We start from the raw sequence: 20,940 nt of genomic DNA, 5'->3' as shown, positions 1-20,940 counted from the left end.
TTGTCTAAATTTTTGATATAATAGATTATACATTAAAAAATCTAAATTACAAGATAAAAAAATATTTTTTTAGACATATAGCCTAAATTGTTCAAAAGGAGAAACTATGAAAGAAAGTAACAAACGATTAAAAACAAAGAGAAATATTGAAAATGCCATGGTTCAATTATTGATGGATCACCCCTTCGATCAAATTACTACAATTAAATTAGCAGAAAAAGCTGGAATTAGTCGTTCTAGCTTCTATACCCATTACAAGGATAAGTATGATATGATTGAACACTATCAAAGTAAGTTATTTCATACATTTGAGTATATCTTCCAAAAACATGCTCATCATAAAAAAGATGCCATTTTAGAAGTATTTGACTATTTAGAATCTGAACCATTATTAGCTGCTCTTTTATCTGAAAATGGTACCAAAGAAATCCAAAATTTCTTAAGAAATAAGCTTCATATCATGCTGAGCACAGATCTTCAGAAGCGCTTTATGCAACTACAACTAAATTCAATTGAATTAGAATATAGCAGCATTTATCTGACAAATGCCCTATTTGGAGTTTGTCAAACTTGGATTGCTCGTGGAAAAAAAGAAAGTCCGCAAGAAATGACCGACTTCCTTATGAAAATGCTAGGTGATGCCAACTAAGAACAAAAAAGAACACCATCTGGTGTTCTTTTTATCTAACTCCGCCAGTAGGACTCGAACCTACGACATCATGATTAACAGTCATGCGCTACTACCAACTGAGCTATGGCGGATAAAATAGTCCGTACGGGATTCGAACCCGTGTTACCGCCGTGAAAAGGCGGTGTCTTAACCCCTTGACCAACGGACCATCTATCTGTAGCAGATATAACCATTATATCAATTTCTTACTGATTGTCAATCACTTTTTAGATTTTTTCTCTAGAATATCTTTTAGTTTACGAACTTTCAAACGGGTAATGGGACAACGATGATCTTCATAAAAAACAACTTCTAAATTCTTTCGATCAATTTCTCTCACATTTCCCACATTGACAAGGAAAGATTTATGGGAGCAATAAAATCGCTGAGTATGTTTGTCCTTTTCCTGAATATCTGTCATAGTTCCATAAAACTCTTTGGCAAAATTCTTACCAATAATTCGCAATTTATGAGAAACACCTGTTGTTTCGATATACAGAATATCATGGTAAGGAATTTTCAAATCATTTCCCTTATAGTTGTAATCAAAATAGTCTACAACATCTTCGTTTTCAAGCAACATGCTTTTGGTATAGAAGATACTCTGCTCGATGCGTTTTTTGAACAATTCATCATTGATGTCCTTATCTACAAAATCTAAAGCTGATACCTGATACTTATAAGTTAAAGTAGCAAATTCAGATCTACTAGTAATAAAGACAATAATAGCATAAGGATTGTGATGACGAATAAACTGAGCCACTTCAAATCCCTTTTTCTCAATTCCATGAATATCGATATCTAGGAAATAAAGCTGGTTTACTTCATCATTTTCAATATATTCCTTAAACTCACGAACTTTTCCTGTTGTCTTATATGAAATAGGAATATTCGATTCCTCCGAAATTTCATTTAATATTCTCTCTAGTCTCACTTGATGCTCAATAACATCTTCTAAAATTAATACTTTCATTCAAATTCTCTCTTAAATCTAATAATTTGTCTAAACGTGTTGTCTTCCATTTCTGTTTCTAAAATAATGTTGTCATACTTATCTAAGATCTCTTTGACATTATTAAGTCCTAGACCTCTGTTTCTTCCCTTGGTAGAGAAACCTAAGGCAAATAAGTCTTCTGAAGGCGTCATAGTAATTTTACATGAATTCTGGATAACTATAACTGTTTCAAAATCCATTTTAATGACTGCAACTTCCATTTGTTTCAAGTAACTATCTGCGGCACCTTCAACAGCATTATTTAATAGAATGCTCATGATGCGAACAAGATCAAGTAAATCCATTGACAATCTAGTAATAACATCTTTTACTTCCAATGTAAACTCTACATCATTATTTTGTGCATATACAATCGATTGAGCAATTAAACTTCGTAAAGCCGAATCTTCTATGTTGTTTAAGTCAAAGTAAGTATATTTGTCTGACCTCAATTTCTGATTTGCTTTTACTAAGACCTCGTTGTAAACCCTGTCAATTTCTTGTAAATCTCCGTTGTCAATCGCCATTTGCATGCTGACAAGCATACCTGCATAGTCATGACGAAAACCTCGAATCTCATTATACAAACCCACAATCTCATCTGTATAAGTCTGTAAATACTTTTGTTCAAATTTCTTCTGCTTTAGGGCAATCTCTTTTTCAATTTGAACCTTATAAGAATTCATTGCAAAGAAAACTAATAGCAGACAGATAAAAACAATGGTTGATAAAATACTTCCGAAGCTATTTAAATGATGAGTTGTACTTACTATATCTGAAATAAACAATAAGATATGCAAACCAAAGAAAGCAACTATTACTTTTTTTAAAAAAGGGTACAGATAATCTTTATCAAAATATTTTATTTCCAAATGAAAATAACGAATTGTTTTTAAAATAACAAAATAAGTCAACAACAATACTACTAGAAAGAATATACTTTCATAGTGTAATGCAAGCTCATCACCTGTTATCGAAGATAGGGTTACAGCTATAAAAGTATGAGTACTGTGATATAAGAGAGAAAGCAGGAAACTTAGGAATACTCCCCTATACTTATCAAACTTTTTAAACCATATAAAATAAGCGTATAAAATGAATGGATATAAAAATTTTTCAATCCCTAGTCCACTTAAATATATAGAATAGAAGAAAAATTCAACTACAAATTCTACTATTACTGTATAAAAAATAAAGAAGTATTGTTCTTTTCTAGTTGTATTACAAATCAAATTATAACTTTTACTAGTAATAAAAATATGTAATATAACGCTTATTATTGCGAAAAAATCCATTCTTTTCTCCCTTTACTTTCTTTTAAAAAAATAAAATAAAAAATTATTTTCCTTTCTAATTTCTCCACCTCGAATTTCTTGCAATTCTGCCTCTGTTACCTCTTTAAATTGTTCCAATTTTTCTGTATTTTTCATAATGAAATCTCCTGTATTATTTTTTTCTTGTAAGTTAACTTACAAATCCATTATACAAAATGAAGACCATATAAGAAAAAAATTTTCCCAACTGTACATTTTTGCACCTGAAACGCACTTTTTTAAGAAAAAAGCTGGGATTCATCCCAGCTTCGCATCTAACATTGATCCCAGCAGGATTCGAACCTGCGACCGTTCGCTTAGAAGGCGAATGCTCTATCCAGCTGAGCTATGAGACCTAACATGACCATTCTATCAAAAAACAAGAGCTAAGTCAATCTTCTATTTGTGGTAGGGAGAACCCTTCTGAATTGTAAAAGCACGGTAAATTTGTTCAACTAAAACCAATCTCATTAACTGATGTGGTAATGTCAGACGTCCAAAACTGACAGAAAGATTGGCCCTATTTTTTACAACAGGAGCTAGACCTAAACTTCCTCCAATGATAAAAGTAAGAGTTGAGTAGCCATTGATAGAAGCTCGCTCTAGTTGCTTACTAAAATCTTCTGAGGAGAATGTTTTTCCTTCAATTGCTAGTACAACGACAAAGTCTCTTTCTCCAACCTTAGAAAGAATTCTTGCGCCTTCTGTTTCCAAAATTTTTTGATTTTCTAATTCACTGGCTTTGTCAGGTGTTTTCTCGTCAGCGAGCTCAATCATTTCTAATTTAGCGAAACGTGAAATTCGTTTGGTATATTCAGCAATACCATCTTTTAAGTATTTCTCTTTCAGTTTTCCTACTGTTACAATTTTTATTTTCATTCTTCTATTCTATCATATCCACACTTCATTTCACATCTTATACACATGAAAATCATCCAAAAATACTATTAAATTCACAGAATAAGGTAAGTTATCCACAACTTGTGTAAAACTTTTAAGCTTAGATTAAGTTAATAGGTTTATAATTTTGACAAACAATAGCAAACGGAGGCGTTTATGAAACACTTACAAAAATTTTACAAAAAAGGGGTTACTTTTCTTGTAATTATTCTAATAGGATTTTTGAGTGGTGCACTAGGAAGTTTTGTAACATTGCAACTTTATCAAAAACAAGGAAATCAAGCTACAAATAATAATTCTGGCACTGTAACTCAAACATCATACAAGAATGAAAACTCAACTACTCAAGCAGTGAATAAAATTAAGGATGCTGTTGTATCAGTCATCACTTACTCTGCTAATAAACAAAGTAGTGTATTTGGAACCGAAGAATCAAATTCTGATACGGATAATCAACAGATTGCAAGTGAAGGATCAGGTGTCATCTATAAAAAGAACGAAAATGATGCTTATATTGTAACAAATACTCACGTTATTAACGGAGCTTCAAAAGTTGATATCCGCTTAGCTGATGGTACAAAAGTTCCTGGTGAAATTATCGGATCGGATACCTTCTCTGATATTGCTGTCGTAAAAATTTCTTCAGAAAAAGTTACAACAGTGGCAGAATTTGGTGATTCAAGCCAACTTAATGTTGGAGAAACAGCGATTGCTATTGGTAGTCCTTTAGGTTCAGAATATGCTAATACAGTTACACAGGGAATCATCTCAAGTCTTAATCGAAATGTTTCTCTAAAATCTGAAGATGGTCAAGCTATTTCAACAAAAGCCATTCAAACAGATACGGCCATTAACCCTGGTAACTCTGGTGGTCCGCTTGTAAATATTCAAGGACAAGTAATTGGTATTACATCAAGTAAGATTGCAAGTAATGGTGGAACATCTGTAGAAGGTCTTGGTTTTGCAATTCCTTCAAACGATGTACAAAATATTATTAAACAGCTTGAAAGTGATGGTAAAGTGACTCGTCCTGCTCTTGGAATCCAAATGGTCAATCTGTCTAACGTTGGAGCTAATGATCTTAGAAAACTAAACATTCCAAGTGGCCTCACTTCAGGTGTAGTTGTTCGATCTGTTCAAAGTAATATGCCTGCAAATGGACATCTTCAAAAATACGATGTCATTACTAAAGTTGACGACAAAGAGATTACTTCATCAACAGACTTACAACATGCTCTTTACAACCATGCTATTGGAGACACTATAAAAATAACCTATTACCGTAATGGTAAGGAGGAAACAACCTCTATAAAACTAGATAAGAATTCTGGTGATTTGGAACATTAATTGACATCAGTGTAAAGAAAACTTTACAGAAAGTAAAAGATATGTTAGTGTAGAATCATGGAAAAATTTGAAATGATTTCTATCTCTGAAATACAAAAAAATCCTTACCAACCTCGGAAAGAATTTGATGTAGAAAAATTAAAAGAATTAGCTCAGTCAATCAAAGAAAATGGGCTCATCCAACCAATCATCGTTCGTCAATCTCCTGTAATTGGTTATGAAATCCTTGCAGGAGAGAGACGATATCGGGCTTCTCTCTTGGCTGGTCTGACCTCTATCCCAGCCGTTGTAAAGCACCTCTCAGATCAGGAAATGATGATTCAATCTATCATTGAGAATCTGCAGAGAGAAAATTTAAATCCTGTTGAAGAGGCACGCGCCTACGAATCTTTAGTAGAAAAAGGATTTACTCACACTGAGATAGCGGATAAAATGGGGAAATCTCGTCCTTATATCACTAATTTTATTCGTTTACTTTCCCTACCAGAATATATCTTAACAGAAGTAGAAAATGGAAAAATTTCTCAAGCGCATGCACGTTCTCTAATTGGTTTATACAAAGAGCAGCAAGACTATTTCTTCCAACTAATCAAAAATGAAGATATTTCTGTGAGAAAGTTAGAAGCACTTCTTACAGAGAAAAAACAAAAGAAGCAAAAAAAAAGTGATTCTTTCATCAAAGACGAAGAAGATAAATTAAAAAAACTACTCGGTTTAAGTGTAGAAATTAAACTTTCAAAAAAAGATACTGGAAAGATTATTATCTCCTTTTCAAGTCAAGAAGAATACGATAGAATTATTAACAGCCTGAAATAAGGCTGTTCTTTTATTTTCTCAACCCACAAATTTATCCACCAATTTTCTTATCAAAAACCCTATTAAATCAAGGATTTTCCTATTTATCCCCAACCTGTGGATAAATACTACTAACATTGTGGATTCTTTTCCCCAATCTGTGGAAAAATCCTACTATCTATGGTAAAATAAGTCTAGCACTAAACTACTAAAATCATAGTAAAGGAGGAAAATTAGTTGAAAGAAAAGCAATTTTGGAATCGTATTTTAGAATTTGCTCAAGAAAGATTGACTCGATCTATGTATGATTTCTATGCTACACCTGCTGAACTCATCAAAGTAGAAGAAAACACAGCTACTATATTTCTACCGAGATCAGAGATGGAAATGGTGTGGGAGAAGCAATTAAAAGATATTATTGTTGCTGCTGGTTTTGAAATTTATGATTCTGAAATCAAACCTCACTATATTTTCACTAAACCTCAGAGTACAGAATCTCCTCAAGTAAATGATACAAATAGTGTCTCTACTTACGATTATACACCTGCACTACCAACGATTCCCTATTCTGAAACGGGATTAAAAGAAAAATATACCTTTGATAACTTTATTCAAGGTGATGGAAATGTTTGGGCGGTGTCCGCTGCGTTAGCTGTATCGGAAGATTTAGCTCTAACCTACAATCCTCTTTTCATCTATGGAGGACCTGGTCTTGGAAAGACTCACTTGCTCAATGCGATTGGAAATGAGATTTTGAAAAATATTCCTGATGCGCGTGTCAAGTACATTCCTGCCGAAAGCTTTATCAATGACTTTCTTGAACACTTGCGACTTGGGGAAATGGAAAAGTTCAAAAAAACTTACCGTAGCCTCGATCTCTTATTGATTGATGATATCCAATCTCTCAGTGGCAAAAAAGTTGCGACCCAGGAAGAATTTTTCAATACCTTCAATGCTCTTCATGATAAGCAGAAACAGATTGTCCTAACCAGTGATCGAAGTCCTAAACATCTAGAAGGCCTTGAGGAGAGGCTTGTCACGCGCTTTAGCTGGGGATTGACGCAAAATATCACTCCTCCTGACTTTGAGACACGTATTGCCATTCTTCAAAGTAAAACAGAACATTTGGATTACCATTTCCAAAGTGATACTCTGGAATACTTGGCTGGCCAATTTGATTCAAATGTTCGAGAACTGGAAGGAGCAATCAATGATATCACTTTAATTGCCAGAGTCAAGAAGATTAAGGATATCACTATTGATATTGCTGCTGAAGCTATCAGAGCACGTAAGCAAGATGCACGCCAGATACTTGTTATTCCAATTGAGAAAGTCCAAACTGAAGTTGGTAATTTTTATGGAGTGAGCGTCAAAGAAATGAAGGGGACGAGACGAGTTCAAAACATCGTTTTAGCGCGTCAAGTTGCTATGTATCTAGCTAGAGAACTGACAGATAATAGTCTTCCAAAAATCGGAAAAGAATTTGGCGGAAAGGATCACACCACCGTTATTCATGCCCATGCCAAAATTAAATCACTAATTGACGAAGACGATAATTTACGTTTAGAAGTAGAAGCAATCAAAAAGAAAATTAAGTAGCTTGTGGATAACTTTTTATTTTTTATCCACATTTTTTAAACAAGCTCAAAAGCTTGAATTTACTAAATAGCACCCAGTTTTCCACAGAATTCACACACCCTATTATTACTATTAACTTTCTAATACTAAAAATAAATAAAGGAGAATCCATGATTCATTTTTCAATCAATAAAAATTTATTTCTACAAGCCTTAAATACTACAAAACGAGCAATTAGCTCAAAAAATGCTATTCCAATTTTATCAACAATTAAAATTGATGTTACCAATGAAGGAATTACTTTAATTGGATCAAATGGTCAAATCTCCATTGAAAATTTCATTTCTCAAAAGAATGAAGATGCTGGTCTCTTGATTACTTCTTTAGGTTCGATTCTTCTTGAAGCTTCTTTCTTTATCAATGTGGTATCTAGTCTTCCAGACGTAACGCTTGATTTCAAAGAGATTGAACAAAAACAAATTGTTTTAACTAGTGGCAAATCAGAAATTACTCTAAAAGGAAAAGATAGCGAACAGTACCCACGTATTCAAGAAATTTCAGCAAGCACACCTTTGGTTCTTGAAACAAAACTACTCAAGAAAATTATCAATGAGACAGCTTTTGCTGCAAGTACGCAAGAAAGTCGCCCAATCTTAACAGGTGTCCACTTCGTATTGAGCCAACACAAAGAACTAAAAACAGTTGCGACAGATTCTCATCGCCTTAGCCAGAAAAAATTGACTCTTGAAAAAAATGGTGATGATTTTGATGTGGTGATTCCTAGTCGCTCTCTACGCGAATTTTCATCTGTATTTACGGATGATATTGAAACAGTGGAGATTTTCTTTGCCAATAATCAAATCCTCTTTAGAAGCGAAAATATTAGCTTCTACACTCGTCTCCTAGAAGGAAACTATCCTGATACAGATCGCTTGATTCCAACAGACTTTAACACGACAATTACTTTTGATGTTGTTAATTTGCGTCAATCAATGGAACGCGCACGTCTCTTATCAAGTGCAACTCAAAATGGTACTGTGAAGCTTGAAATTAAAGGTGGTGTTGTTAGCGCCCATGTTCATTCTCCTGAAGTTGGTAAAGTAAACGAAGAAATCGATACGGAGCAGGTGACTGGTGATGATTTGACTATTAGTTTCAACCCAACTTACTTGATTGATTCCCTCAAGGCTTTAAATAGCGAAAAGGTTACTATTAGCTTTATCTCAGCAGTTCGTCCATTTACTCTTGTGCCAGCAGATACTGACGAAGATTTTATGCAGCTTATCACACCAGTTCGTACAAACTAAGTGAAAGAGGTTGAGCCTGGCTCGCCTCTTTTATGATATAATCAAAAAAGAAAAGGAGAGTAGTATGTATCAAGTTGGAAATTTTGTTGAGATGAAAAAACCACATGCTTGTACAATTAAATCAACAGGTAAAAAGGCCAATCGTTGGGAAATTACCCGTGTAGGGGCAGATATCAAAATCAAATGTAGCAATTGTGATCACGTTGTTATGATGAGTCGCTATGATTTTGAACGAAAAATGAATAAGATTATTGACTAAGAACCCTTAGTTAGAGGGTTAGCAAGTTTTCCCTTTTTGTGTTATAATGTTAGGGATTGAAATGAGAACGGAGAATGAGAAACTATGGCTTTAACAGCAGGTATCGTTGGTTTGCCAAACGTTGGTAAATCAACCCTTTTTAATGCAATTACAAAAGCAGGAGCAGAGGCGGCAAACTACCCATTTGCGACTATTGATCCAAATGTTGGGATGGTGGAAGTTCCAGATGAACGCCTACAAAAACTAACGGAAATGATTACTCCTAAAAAGACAGTTCCAACAACCTTTGAGTTTACAGATATTGCAGGGATTGTAAAAGGAGCTTCAAAAGGAGAAGGTCTAGGTAATAAATTCTTGGCCAATATTCGTGAAGTAGATGCGATTGTTCACGTAGTTCGTGCTTTTGATGATGAAAATGTGATGCGCGAGCAAGGACGTGAAGACGCCTTTGTGGATCCACTTGCAGATATTGATACCATTAACTTGGAGTTGATTCTTGCTGACTTAGAATCAGTCAATAAACGCTATGCACGTGTAGAAAAGATGGCACGTACGCAAAAAGATAAGGAATCAGTTGCAGAATTTAACGTTCTTCAAAAAATTAAACCTGTCCTTGAAGATGGAAAATCAGCTCGTACCATTGAATTCACAGATGAGGAACAAAAGGTTGTTAAAGGTCTTTTCCTTTTGACTACTAAACCAGTTCTTTATGTTGCTAATGTGGATGAAGATGTAGTTTCAGATCCAGATTCTATCGAATATGTGAAGCAAATTCGTGAATTCGCAGCGACAGAAAATGCTGAAGTGGTAGTTATTTCTGCGCGTGCTGAAGAAGAAATTTCTGAGTTAGACGATGAAGATAAGCAAGAGTTTCTTGAAGCACTTGGCTTGACAGAATCAGGTGTTGATAAATTGACTCGAGCTGCTTACCATCTACTAGGACTCGGAACTTACTTTACAGCTGGTGAAAAAGAAGTCCGTGCTTGGACCTTTAAGCGAGGGATGAAAGCTCCTCAAGCAGCTGGTATTATCCACTCAGACTTTGAAAAAGGCTTTATTCGTGCAGTAACCATGTCATATGAGGATCTAGTGAAATACGGATCTGAAAAGGCTGTAAGAGAAGCTGGGCGCTTGCGTGAAGAAGGAAAAGAATATATCGTTCAAGATGGCGATATCATGGAATTCCGCTTTAACGTTTAATAACATTTAATAAATAGTGTCAATTAGGTTGGAAAAAAATTCCAACCCTTTTGGCTTTTGAAAGGAAAATAAATGACTAAATTACTTGTTGGATTAGGAAATCCAGGGGATAAATATTTTGAAACCAAGCACAACGTTGGATTTATGTTGATTGACCAATTGGCCAAAAAACAAAATGTCACCTTTACACATGACAAGATATTTCAAGCTGACCTAGCTTCTTTTTTCTTTAATGGAGAAAAAATTTATCTGGTCAAACCAACAACATTTATGAATGAAAGTGGAAAAGCGGTTCATGCTTTATTGACTTACTATGGTTTGGATATTGAAGATTTACTCGTTATTTACGACGACCTTGACATGGAAGTTGGGAAAATTCGTTTAAGAGCAAAGGGCTCAGCAGGTGGTCATAATGGTATCAAGTCTATTATTCAACATATAGGGACTCAGGTATTTAACCGTGTTAAAATAGGTATTGGAAGACCTAAAAAAGGCATGTCAGTTGTTCATCATGTTTTAAGTAAGTTTGATCAGGATGACTATGTAGGTATTTTACAGTCTGTTGACAAGGTTGACAATGCTGTAAAATACTATTTACAAGAGAAAAACTTTGAGAAAACAATGCAGAGGTATAACGGTTAAATGGTGACTTTATTAGATTTATTCTCAGAAAATGATCAGATAAAAAAATGGCATCAAAATTTAACAGATAAAAAAAGACAGTTAATCTTAGATTTGTCAACTTCTACAAAAGCTTTAGCAATCGCTAGTAGTTTGAAGAAAGAAGATAAGATTATTTTATTGACATCAACTTATGGAGAAGCAGAACGAATTATCAGTGATCTTCTTTCTATCTTAGGAGAGGAATTTGTCTATCCATTTTTGGTTGATGACTCTCCTATGGTAGAGTTTTTGATGTCTTCGCAAGAAAAAATCATTTCGCGGGTTGAGGCCTTGCGTTTTTTGAATGATCCATCTAAGAAAGGGGTTTTAGTTTGTAATATCGCAGCGAGTCGATTGATTCTACCCTCTCCGACTAGATTTAAAGAAAGTATTATAAAAATTGCAGTTGGTGAAGAATATGACCAACATGACCTTCTTCACAAATTAAAGGAAATCGGTTATCGAAAAGTTACTCAAGTACAGACTCAAGGGGAGTTTAGTATTCGAGGAGATATTTTAGATATTTTTGAGATGTCTCAGTTAGAACCTTTTCGAATTGAGTTTTTTGGTGATGAAGTAGATGGTATTCGTACTTTTGAAGTCGAAACACAATTATCAAAAGAAAATCAGACAGAACTCACTATCTTTCCAGCTAGTGATATACTTTTGAGAGAAAAGGATTATCAACGAGGTCAGTCAGCTTTAGAAAAGCAAATTTCGAAGACTCTATCGCCAATTTTGAAATCCTATCTAGAAGAAATTTTGTCAAGTTTTCATCAAAAACAAGTACATTCAGATAGTCGAAAATTTTTATCTTTATGTTATGATAAAACATGGACTGTATTTGATTATATTGAAAAAGATACGCCAGTATTCTTTGATGACTATCAAAAATTGATGAATCAGTACGAAGTCTTTGAAAGAGAATTAGCGCAATACTTTACAGAAGATTTACAGAATGGTAAATCATTTTCTGAGATGCAGTATTTTGCAGATACAGAGCAAACCTATAAAAAACAAAGTCCAGTTACCTTTTTCTCCAATCTGCAAAAGGGCTTAGGAAATCTCAAGTTTGATCACATTTATCAATTTAATCAATACCCCATGCAAGAGTTTTTCAATCAGTTTTCTTTTCTTAAAGAAGAAATTGAGCGATACAAAAAAATGGACTACACCATTGTTTTGCAGTCTAGCAATTCAATGGGAAGTAAAACATTGGAGGATGTTTTAGAGGAATATCAGATTAAATTGGATTTCAAAGATAAGTCAAGTATTTGTAAAGAATCTGTAAACTTGATTGAGGGTAATCTAAGACATGGTTTTCATTTTGTAGATGAAAAAATTCTCTTCATTACTGAACATGAGATTTTTCAAAAGAAATTAAAACGTCGGTTTAGAAGACAACATGCTTCAAATGCAGAGCGATTAAAAGATTATAATGAACTTGAAAAAGGGGACTATGTTGTTCACCATATCCATGGAATTGGTCAATATCTAGGAATCGAAACAATTGCAATCAAAGGTATCCACCGTGATTATGTCAGTGTACAGTATCAAAATGGTGACCAAATCTCCATCCCAGTAGAGCAGATTCAGTTACTGTCCAAATACGTTTCAAGTGATGGGAAAGCGCCAAAACTTAATAAATTAAATGACGGTCATTTTAAAAAGGCCAAGCAAAAAGTTAAGAACCAGGTAGAGGATATAGCTGACGATTTAATCAAACTCTATTCTGAACGTAGTCAGTTGAAGGGTTTTGCTTTCTCAGCTGATGATGATGATCAACATGCTTTTGATGAAACTTTCCCTTATGTTGAAACGGATGATCAACTTCGTAGTATTGAGGAAATTAAGAGAGATATGCAGGATTCTCACCCCATGGATCGACTTTTAGTTGGGGATGTTGGTTTTGGGAAGACTGAAGTTGCAATGCGTGCAGCCTTTAAGGCAGTCAATGATCACAAACAGGTTGTAGTTCTAGTTCCAACGACGGTTTTAGCACAACAACACTATACGAATTTTAAGGAACGATTTCAAAATTTTGCTGTTAATATTGATGTGTTGAGTCGTTTTAGAAGTAAAAAAGAGCAGGCAGAGACACTTGAAAAACTAAAGAATGGTCAAGTCGATATCTTGATTGGAACGCATCGTGTTTTGTCAAAAGATGTTGTGTTTGCTGATTTGGGCTTGATGATTATTGATGAAGAGCAACGATTTGGTGTCAAGCACAAGGAAACATTGAAAGAACTGAAGAAACAAGTAGATGTTCTAACCTTGACAGCAACTCCAATCCCTCGTACTCTCCACATGTCTATGCTGGGAATCCGAGATTTGTCTGTTATTGAAACTCCTCCAACCAATCGCTATCCTGTTCAAACCTATGTATTAGAGAAGAATGATAGTGTCATTCGTGATGCTGTCTTGCGTGAAATGGAGCGTGGAGGTCAAATTTACTATCTTTACAATAAGGTTGACACGATTGACCAGAAGGTTTCGGAATTACAGGAGTTGATTCCAGAGGCTTCGATTGGGTATGTTCATGGACAAATGAGTGAAATTCAGTTGGAAAATACTCTACTTGATTTCATTGAAGGTCAGTATGATATTTTGGTGACGACTACTATTATTGAGACAGGGGTAGATATTCCAAATGCCAATACCTTATTTATTGAAAATGCAGACCATATGGGTTTGTCAACCTTGTATCAATTAAGAGGAAGAGTCGGTCGTAGTAATCGTATTGCTTATGCCTATCTCATGTATCGTCCAGAAAAATCAATCAGTGAAGTCTCTGAAAAGAGATTAGAAGCGATTAAGGGATTTACAGAATTAGGCTCAGGATTTAAGATTGCTATGCGAGATCTTTCGATTCGTGGAGCAGGAAATCTCCTAGGAAAATCGCAGTCTGGTTTCATTGATTCTGTTGGTTTTGAATTGTATTCACAGTTATTAGAGGAAGCTATTGCTAAACGGAACGGTAATGGGAATAAAAGAATCAAAGGAAATACTGAGTTGATTTTACAAATTGATGCTTATCTTCCTGATACTTATATTTCTGACCAACGACATAAGATTGAAATTTACAAGAAAATTCGTCAAATTGACAATCGTGTCAACTATGAAGAACTACAAGAAGAGTTGATGGACCGCTTTGGAGAATACCCAGACGTAGTGGCCTATCTTTTAGAGATTGGTTTGGTCAAGTCATATTTTGACAAGGTATTTGTAGAACGTGTGGAAAGAAAAGAAAATAAGATTACAGTTCAATTTGAAAAAGTCACTCAACGACTATTCTTGGCTCAAGATTATTTTAAAGCCTTATCCGCAACGAACTTAAAAGCAGCCATAACTGAGAATAAGGGATTAATGGAAGTTGTATTTGATGTCCGAAACAAGAAGGATTATGAAATTTTAGAAGGTTTGCTGATTTTTGGAGAAAGTTTATTAGAGATAAAAGAATCAAAGGAAGCAAATCCCATTTAACATTTTTCTTCTATAAAAAGGATAAAAATGGTACAATAATAATTTGAGGTAATAAAAATGAGATTAGACAAGTATTTAAAAGTATCACGAATTATTAAGCGCCGCACAGTCGCAAAAGAAGTAGCAGATAAAGGTAGAATCAAGGTGAACGGAATCTTGGCCAAAAGTTCAACGGATTTGAAAGTTGATGACCAAGTTGAAATTCGCTTTGGAAATAAGTTGTTGCTTGTTAAAGTACTAGAGATGAAAGATAGTACAAAAAAAGAAGATGCAGCAGGCATGTATGAAATTCTCAGTGAAACACGGGTAGAAGAAAATGTCTAAAAATATTGTACAGATGAATAATTCTTTTATTCAAAATGAACATCAACGTCGTCGTTACCTGATGAAGGAGAGACAAAAACGAAATCGTTTTATGGGTTGGGTCCTTATTTTGATGATCTTGTTGTTTATTTTACCAACTTATAACTTGGCCCAAAGCTATGATCAGTTACTGCAACGACGTCAGCAATTAACAGAGTTGAAAGAGCAGTACCAAACTCTTAGTGATGAAAAGGATAAGGAATCCGCCTTTGCTGCAAAGTTGAAAGATGAAGACTATGTAGCAAAGTATGCACGCGCCAAGTACTATTACTCAAAGAAACGAGAAGCAATTTACACAATTCCTGATTTGCTTCCGAGGTAATGTCATGGAAAATTTATTGGAAGTTGTTGAGCAATTTTTAAGTTTATCAGATGAAAAATTAGAGGAATTGGCAGCTAAAAACCATTTATTACGATTACAAGAAGAAAGGGAAGAGAAGAATGCGTAAGTTCTTAGTAGTTTTATTGCTACCTGCTTTTATCATAACCTCAAGAGTAGTTAGCACAGAAAAACAGCTTCCTTACTCTTCACAAGAAATTTATTATCTAACCGAGTCTGATTATGGATTCTACTATAAAGAAACTCTTGAATCTCCAATGGTTTATGGAGAAACATCCGTCTATGCTAATGAGGATCTTGTCAAGGAGTCTGGTAAATTGACTCCTGGAATGCCCTTTAAAATCGTAGAATGGCGTTTGAATAGACAAGGTGTTCCTGTTTTTAAATTAGATAATCACCAGTTTATCCTTGCAGATAAGCGCTTGGTCTATGATCAAAGTCAAGTTCAAACTCAAAATAGGCAAGTATGGTTGGAGCCAGGGTTTATTATCTATAACAGCCCCTATGATGCGAAAGAAATTTCTTCCTCTTTCTCTCCCTATCAACGCGTAACAGTGGATAGAGCTCTCTTTGCTGAGGGACAAGAATTTCTTCATATTGATCAAGTTGGGTGGGTATCAAAAGAGTTCGTCTCGGAAGAAGACAATCGCATCCAGAAGGTTCAAGAAGTTTTATCAAACAACTATCAGAATGAAAATTATTCTATTTATGTTAAACAACTGAGTACAGGTAAAGAGGCTGGGGTGAATGAAGACAGCAAACTTTATGCAGCTAGCATCTTGAAACTAGCCTACCTTTATTACGCTCAAGATAAGATAAATCAAGGGGAATATACGCTAGACAGTAGCTTCAAGTATATCCCAGAAGTAAATAGTTTCCCTGGGTCCTATAAACCAGAGGGTAGTGGTAGCTTGCCTAAAAAAGAAGATAACAAAGAATACAGTCTTCAACAGTTAATTACCAAGGTAACAAAAGAGTCAGACAATGTTGCTCATAATATTTTAGGTTATTATGTGACCAATCAATCTGATGGGGCTTTCAAAGAAAAAATGTCCACTATTATGGGTGAAGATTGGGATGTGAATGATAAACTGACTTCTTCAAAAATGGCTGGAAAGGTCATGGAAGCTATTTATAATCAGAATGGTTTTGTCCTAGAGTCTCTAGGTAAGACCGATTTTGACAACCAACGAATCGCAAAAGGTGTTTCGGTTAAGGTAGCTCATAAAATTGGAGATGCCGATGAGTTTAAACATGACACTGCCATTGTTTATACGGATTCTCCTTTTGTTCTTTCCATTTTCACCAAAAATTCTGATTATGATACTATTGCTAAGATAGCTAAGGATGTCTATGAGGTTCTAAAATGAGGGACCAGGATTTTTTAAATCATTTTCTCCGAAAAGAGTATTTCAAAAAACATTCGAAAGTCTTATTAGCTCTGTCTGGTGGACTGGATTCGATGTTTTTATACCATCTATTGTCTACTTATCAAAATGAGTTGGGAATTGAGTTGATTGTAGCACATGTCAATCACAAGCAGAGAAGTGAGTCTGACTGGGAGGAAAATGAACTAAGGAAGTTAGCTGATGCAGCTGAACTTCCTATTTATATCACAAGCTTTTCAGGAGACTTTTCAGAAGCGCGTGCTCGAGAGTTTCGTTATGATTTTTTTAGGAAAATCATGAAAGAGGTTGGAGCGACTGCCTTGGTTACTGCCCACCATGCAGATGATCAAGTTGAAACGATTTTGATGCGCTTGATTCGAGGTAGTCGGCTACGTCATTTAACAGGAATAAAAGAAAGTCAAGTAGTTGATGAAATTGAAATCATTCGTCCCTTGTTGCCTTTTCATAAAAAGGATTTTCCACCAATTTTTCATTTCGAAGATCAAACAAATCAGGAAAATACCTATTTTCGCAATCGCATTCGGAATAGGTATATACCAGAACTTGAAAAAGAAAATCCTCGTCTTAAATCCGCCCTTTTAGATTTTGGAAGGGAGATTTCCGATTACCAAGCAGCAATAACGGAGCTTTCGAAACAAATTGATGTTGAAGATTTGAATGAGTTATTTTCATACTCCCAACAAACTCAAGGAATCTTGCTCCAGAACTATCTTAATCAATTTCCAGACTTAAATCTGACAAAGGCTCAGTTTGCCGAAGTTCGACAGATTTTAGCAACTAAAAGTCAGTATCGTCATTCTCTTAAAAATGGCTACGAATTGATAAAAGAGTATCAACAGTTTCAAATTTGTAAAATCAGTCCTCAGGCCGATGAAAAGGAAGATGAACTTGTGTTACACTATCAAAATCAAGTTCGATATATGGGCTATTTATTTTCCTTTGGCATTCCTATTGAAGGGGATTTTGTTCAAAAAGTAACGGTTTCACGGGAAACATCTGTATATATTAGATGTCGAAAACCTGGCGATGTTATTATCCTGAATGGTCATCGAAAGAAATTGAGACGTTTATTTATAGATTTGAAAATCCCCATTGAAAAACGAAAAACAACCCCTATTATTGAGCAATTTGGAGAAATTGTCTCAATTTTAGGAATTGCGACCAGTAATTTGAGTAAAAACACGAAAAATGATATAATGAACACTGTACTTTATATAGAAAAAATAGATAGGTAAAAAGATGTTAGAACACGATATTAAAAAAATCCTCGTTTCACATGATGAAATTACAGAAGCAGCTAAAAAGCTAGGTGAACAACTAACAAAAGAGTATGAGGGGAAAAATCCAATTCTTATTGGAATTTTGAAAGGATCGATTCCTTTTATGGCTGAATTGGTCAAACATATTGATACGCATATTGAGATGGACTTCATGATGGTATCTAGCTACCATGGTGGAACAGCAAGTAGTGGTGTGATCAATATCAAGCAAGACGTGACTCAAGATATCAAAGGAAGACATGTTTTATTTGTAGAGGATATCATCGATACAGGTCAAACTTTGAAGAATTTGCGAGATATGTTTATTGAAAGAGAAGCAGCTTCTGTTAAAATCGCGACTTTGTTGGATAAACCAGATGGACGTGTTGTTGAAATTGAAGCGGATTATACTTGTTTTACTATTCCAAATGAGTTTGTAGTAGGTTATGGTCTGGATTATAAAGAAAATTATCGTAACCTTCCTTATGTCGGAGTATTGAAAGAAGAAGTTTATTCAAATTAGAAAGATCTATCTTTAATGAAAAAACAAAATAATGGTTTAGTTAGAAATCCATTTCTCTACTTGTTAATTATCTTCTTCCTAGTGACAGGATTCCAGTATTTTTACTCTGGAAATACTGCTGGACGAAGCGAAAAAATTAACTATACAGAATTGGTAAAAGAAATTACAGCAGACAATGTAAAAGAATTAACCTATCAGCCAAATGGTAGCATCATTGAAGTGTCTGGTGTTTATAAAAATCCTAAGACTAGTAAAGAGAAAACAGGAATTCAATTTTTTACTCCTACGGCTACAACAGTAGAAAGATTCTCAAGTACTATTCTTCCGTCTGATTCAACAGTTTCAGAATTGCAAAAACTTGCTTCTGAACATCAGGCTGAGGTTACAGTCAAACATGAGAGTTCAAGTGGTATGTGGATCAATATCCTTGTGTCTGTTGTTCCATTTGCTATTCTTTTCTTCTTCCTATTCTCTATGATGGGAAATATGGGAGGAAACAATAGTAGAAATCCAATGAGTTTTGGACGTAGCAAGGCTAAAGCTGCTAATAAAGAAGATATCAAGGTACGTTTCTCAGATGTTGCAGGTGCTGAGGAAGAAAAACAAGAATTAGTCGAAGTTGTTGAATTCCTAAAAGACCCAAAACGATTTACAAAACTTGGTGCGCGTATTCCTGCGGGTGTTCTTTTGGAAGGACCTCCGGGAACAGGTAAGACCTTACTTGCTAAGGCAGTTGCTGGAGAAGCAGGGGTTCCGTTCTTTAGTATCTCAGGATCTGACTTTGTAGAAATGTTTGTCGGAGTTGGTGCAAGTCGTGTTCGTTCTCTTTTTGAGGATGCAAAAAAAGCAGCGCCAGCTATCATCTTTATTGATGAAATTGATGCTGTTGGTCGCCAACGTGGTGTCGGCCTCGGTGGAGGAAATGATGAACGTGAGCAAACTTTGAACCAACTCCTGATTGAGATGGATGGTTTTGAGGGAAATGAAGGAATCATCGTTATCGCTGCAACTAACCGTTCAGATGTTCTAGATCCAGCTCTTCTCCGCCCAGGACGTTTCGATAGAAAAGTCTTGGTTGGTCGCCCTGATGTTAAAGGTCGTGAAGCAATCTTGAAAGTTCACGCTAAAAATAAACCTCTGGCAGACGATGTTGATTTGAAACTAGTTGCCCAACAAACCCCAGGCTTTGTGGGAGCTGACTTAGAAAATGTTCTAAACGAGGCAGCCTTGGTTGCAGCCCGTCGCAACAAATCAATTATTGATGCTTCAGATATTGATGAGGCAGAGGATAGAGTGATTGCTGGACCATCTAAGAAGGATAAAACAGTATCACAAAGAGAACGTGAATTGGTTGCTTATCATGAGGCTGGGCATACCATTGTTGGTTTAGTCTTGTCAAATGCCCGTGTTGTTCATAAAGTTACCATTGTACCACGTGGACGTGCAGGCGGATACATGATTGCACTTCCTAAAGAAGATCAAATGCTCCTGTCTAAAGAAGATATGAAAGAGCAATTGGCTGGCTTAATGGGTGGACGTGTAGCTGAAGAAATTATCTTTAATGTTCAAACTACAGGGGCCTCAAATGACTTTGAACAAGCTACTCAGATGGCGCGTGCAATGGTCACTGAATATGGTATGAGTGAAAAACTAGGACCAGTTCAATACGAAGGAAATCATGCTATGTTTGGTGCACAAAGTCCTCAAAAATCAATTTCAGAACAAACAGCCTATGAGATTGATGAAGAAGTACGTTTATTATTAAATGAGGCACGAAATAAAGCAGCTGAAATTATTCAATCAAATCGTGAAACCCACAAGTTGATTGCAGAAGCATTGTTGAAATACGAAACATTGGATAGTACACAGATTAAATCTCTTTACGAGACAGGAAAAATGCCTGAGACAGTGGAAGAGGAATCTCATGCACTATCTTATGATGAAGTAAAATCAAAAATGAGTGAAGAAAAATAAATTTAGAGAGGTTCGACCTCTCTTTTTATGTTCTAATGTGATGGCTACCGAGCAGAAGCCTTGATAGTCGACCCTCCTCGTACAGGCTTAGATGATAAGCTGTTGGATACTATTTTGACCTATGTCCCAGAAAAAATGGTCTATGTATCCTGCAATGTTTCGACCTTGGCACGAGATTTAGTTAAACTAGTAAAAGTCTATGATCTCCAGTATATCCAGTCGGTCGATATGTTTCCCCACACTGCACGGACAGAAGCAGTAGTTAAGTTAGTGAAGAAAAGAAAAAATTAACTTCACTGAAAAAAGATCTTGACAAAGTAGGAAAAGTAGGTATAATAGAAAGAGTTGAAAAACTCAGGTCCGTTGGTCAAGGGGTTAAGACACCGCCTTTTCACGGCGGTAACACGGGTTCGAATCCCGTACGGACTATGGTGTATTGCGGTTAAAAAAACTTGGAAAAAAGTTTAAAAAAGTGTTGACATAGGTTAGCAGCTGTGATATACTAATATAGTTGTCGCTTGAGAGAGGTTGAGCGACAAAGACCTTTGAAAACTGAACAAGAC

The 20,940-nt window shown here is 35.3% G+C and carries 20 protein-coding genes, 4 tRNA genes and 1 pseudogene; 18 read left to right on the top strand and 7 right to left on the bottom strand.

Annotated elements, in window-relative coordinates; all coding sequences use genetic code 11:
* The first annotated feature begins 106 nt into the window (after positions 1-106).
* Positions 107-649, top strand: coding sequence for a TetR/AcrR family transcriptional regulator (locus MK396_RS00570; protein ID WP_000665084.1), 543 nt, complete (start codon positions 107-109; stop codon positions 647-649).
* Between the two features lie 39 nt (positions 650-688).
* On the opposite strand, the gene MK396_RS00565 is transcribed toward MK396_RS00570, so the two are convergent.
* From MK396_RS00565 to rlmH, 7 genes are all read right to left on the bottom strand, one after another.
* Positions 689-762, bottom strand: a tRNA-Asn gene (locus tag MK396_RS00565).
* Between the two features lie 5 nt (positions 763-767).
* A tRNA-Glu gene (locus tag MK396_RS00560) sits at positions 768-839 on the bottom strand.
* Between the two features lie 51 nt (positions 840-890).
* Positions 891-1,643 (bottom strand): competence system response regulator transcription factor ComE, encoded by a 753-nt coding sequence (gene comE, locus MK396_RS00555; RefSeq protein ID WP_000866079.1) that lies wholly within the window; start codon positions 1,641-1,643, stop codon positions 891-893.
* Positions 1,640-2,959 (bottom strand): competence system sensor histidine kinase ComD, encoded by a 1,320-nt coding sequence (comD, locus tag MK396_RS00550; RefSeq protein WP_268723347.1) that lies wholly within the window; start codon positions 2,957-2,959, stop codon positions 1,640-1,642. Before comD ends, comE begins: the two co-directional genes overlap by 4 nt.
* Positions 2,960-2,971: 12 nt before the next feature.
* Positions 2,972-3,094: a competence-stimulating peptide ComC gene (gene comC, locus MK396_RS00545; protein WP_061419362.1), complete on the bottom strand. Its 123-nt coding sequence runs from the start codon at positions 3,092-3,094 to the stop codon at positions 2,972-2,974.
* A gap of 165 nt (positions 3,095-3,259) precedes the next feature.
* Positions 3,260-3,333: transfer RNA gene (locus tag MK396_RS00540), tRNA-Arg, on the bottom strand.
* Positions 3,334-3,376: 43 nt separating this feature from the next.
* The gene (rlmH, locus tag MK396_RS00535; protein WP_268723346.1) at positions 3,377-3,856 is read right to left on the bottom strand and encodes a 23S rRNA (pseudouridine(1915)-N(3))-methyltransferase RlmH; all 480 of its coding nucleotides are present in this window, start codon (positions 3,854-3,856) and stop codon (positions 3,377-3,379) included.
* A gap of 177 nt (positions 3,857-4,033) precedes the next feature.
* Here rlmH and MK396_RS00530 point away from each other — a divergent pair, with 177 nt between their 5' ends.
* From MK396_RS00530 to MK396_RS00450, 17 genes and pseudogenes are all read left to right on the top strand, one after another.
* Entirely contained in the window at positions 4,034-5,224 is a 1,191-nt protein-coding gene (locus MK396_RS00530) for a S1C family serine protease (protein ID WP_000681811.1), read from the top strand.
* A gap of 57 nt (positions 5,225-5,281) precedes the next feature.
* On the top strand, positions 5,282-6,040 hold the full coding sequence (locus tag MK396_RS00525) for a ParB/RepB/Spo0J family partition protein (RefSeq protein ID WP_268723345.1): 759 nt from the start codon (positions 5,282-5,284) through the stop codon (positions 6,038-6,040).
* Positions 6,041-6,256: 216 nt separating this feature from the next.
* Complete coding sequence (gene dnaA, locus MK396_RS00520; protein ID WP_268723344.1) at positions 6,257-7,618, top strand: chromosomal replication initiator protein DnaA; 1,362 nt, start codon at positions 6,257-6,259, stop codon at positions 7,616-7,618.
* A 149-nt stretch (positions 7,619-7,767) separates the two neighbouring features.
* Positions 7,768-8,904, top strand: coding sequence for a DNA polymerase III subunit beta (gene dnaN, locus MK396_RS00515; protein WP_268723343.1), 1,137 nt, complete (start codon positions 7,768-7,770; stop codon positions 8,902-8,904).
* Between the two features lie 64 nt (positions 8,905-8,968).
* The gene (locus MK396_RS00510) at positions 8,969-9,163 is read left to right on the top strand and encodes a DUF951 domain-containing protein (protein WP_000285188.1); all 195 of its coding nucleotides are present in this window, start codon (positions 8,969-8,971) and stop codon (positions 9,161-9,163) included.
* An 84-nt stretch (positions 9,164-9,247) separates the two neighbouring features.
* Complete coding sequence (gene ychF, locus MK396_RS00505; RefSeq protein WP_084931885.1) at positions 9,248-10,363, top strand: redox-regulated ATPase YchF; 1,116 nt, start codon at positions 9,248-9,250, stop codon at positions 10,361-10,363.
* Positions 10,364-10,435: 72 nt separating this feature from the next.
* The gene (gene pth / locus MK396_RS00500; protein WP_268723342.1) at positions 10,436-11,005 is read left to right on the top strand and encodes an aminoacyl-tRNA hydrolase; all 570 of its coding nucleotides are present in this window, start codon (positions 10,436-10,438) and stop codon (positions 11,003-11,005) included.
* Positions 11,006-14,509 carry a transcription-repair coupling factor gene (gene mfd, locus MK396_RS00495; protein WP_268723341.1) on the top strand — a complete coding sequence of 1,168 codons (3,504 nt, stop codon included), beginning with the start codon at positions 11,006-11,008 and terminating at the stop codon, positions 14,507-14,509. It begins immediately after the preceding gene.
* A 57-nt stretch (positions 14,510-14,566) separates the two neighbouring features.
* Positions 14,567-14,833, top strand: a complete 267-nt coding sequence (locus MK396_RS00490) for an RNA-binding S4 domain-containing protein (RefSeq protein WP_001234975.1) — start codon at positions 14,567-14,569, stop codon at positions 14,831-14,833.
* The gene (locus MK396_RS00485) at positions 14,826-15,194 is read left to right on the top strand and encodes a septum formation initiator family protein (RefSeq protein WP_000041922.1); all 369 of its coding nucleotides are present in this window, start codon (positions 14,826-14,828) and stop codon (positions 15,192-15,194) included. Before MK396_RS00490 ends, MK396_RS00485 begins: the two co-directional genes overlap by 8 nt.
* A 4-nt stretch (positions 15,195-15,198) precedes the next feature.
* A complete protein-coding gene (locus tag MK396_RS00480) occupies positions 15,199-15,321 on the top strand; it encodes an SP_0009 family protein (RefSeq protein ID WP_000429343.1) in 123 nt (40 codons plus the stop codon).
* On the top strand, positions 15,314-16,582 hold the full coding sequence (locus MK396_RS00475) for a serine hydrolase (RefSeq protein ID WP_268723340.1): 1,269 nt from the start codon (positions 15,314-15,316) through the stop codon (positions 16,580-16,582). Before MK396_RS00480 ends, MK396_RS00475 begins: the two co-directional genes overlap by 8 nt.
* Positions 16,579-17,856, top strand: a complete 1,278-nt coding sequence (tilS, locus tag MK396_RS00470) for a tRNA lysidine(34) synthetase TilS (RefSeq protein ID WP_268723339.1) — start codon at positions 16,579-16,581, stop codon at positions 17,854-17,856. The genes MK396_RS00475 and tilS overlap by 4 nt, the downstream gene beginning before the upstream one ends.
* 4 nt (positions 17,857-17,860) lie before the next feature.
* Positions 17,861-18,403, top strand: a complete 543-nt coding sequence (hpt, locus tag MK396_RS00465) for a hypoxanthine phosphoribosyltransferase (protein ID WP_125840516.1) — start codon at positions 17,861-17,863, stop codon at positions 18,401-18,403.
* Positions 18,404-18,418: 15 nt separating this feature from the next.
* Positions 18,419-20,377, top strand: a complete 1,959-nt coding sequence (gene ftsH / locus MK396_RS00460; protein WP_268723338.1) for an ATP-dependent zinc metalloprotease FtsH — start codon at positions 18,419-18,421, stop codon at positions 20,375-20,377.
* 39 nt (positions 20,378-20,416) lie between these two features.
* Positions 20,417-20,668, top strand: a pseudogene (locus tag MK396_RS00455) (23S rRNA (uracil-5-)-methyltransferase RumA); the annotation flags it as partial.
* Between the two features lie 66 nt (positions 20,669-20,734).
* A tRNA-Glu gene (locus MK396_RS00450) sits at positions 20,735-20,806 on the top strand.
* Positions 20,807-20,940: the final 134 nt, after the last annotated feature.

The organism is Streptococcus oralis (assembly GCF_026782235.1).
In the GTDB taxonomy this organism is placed as follows: Bacteria; Bacillota; Bacilli; order Lactobacillales; family Streptococcaceae; genus Streptococcus; species Streptococcus oralis_CC.
This window is presented reverse-complemented; position numbering and strand designations above follow the sequence as displayed.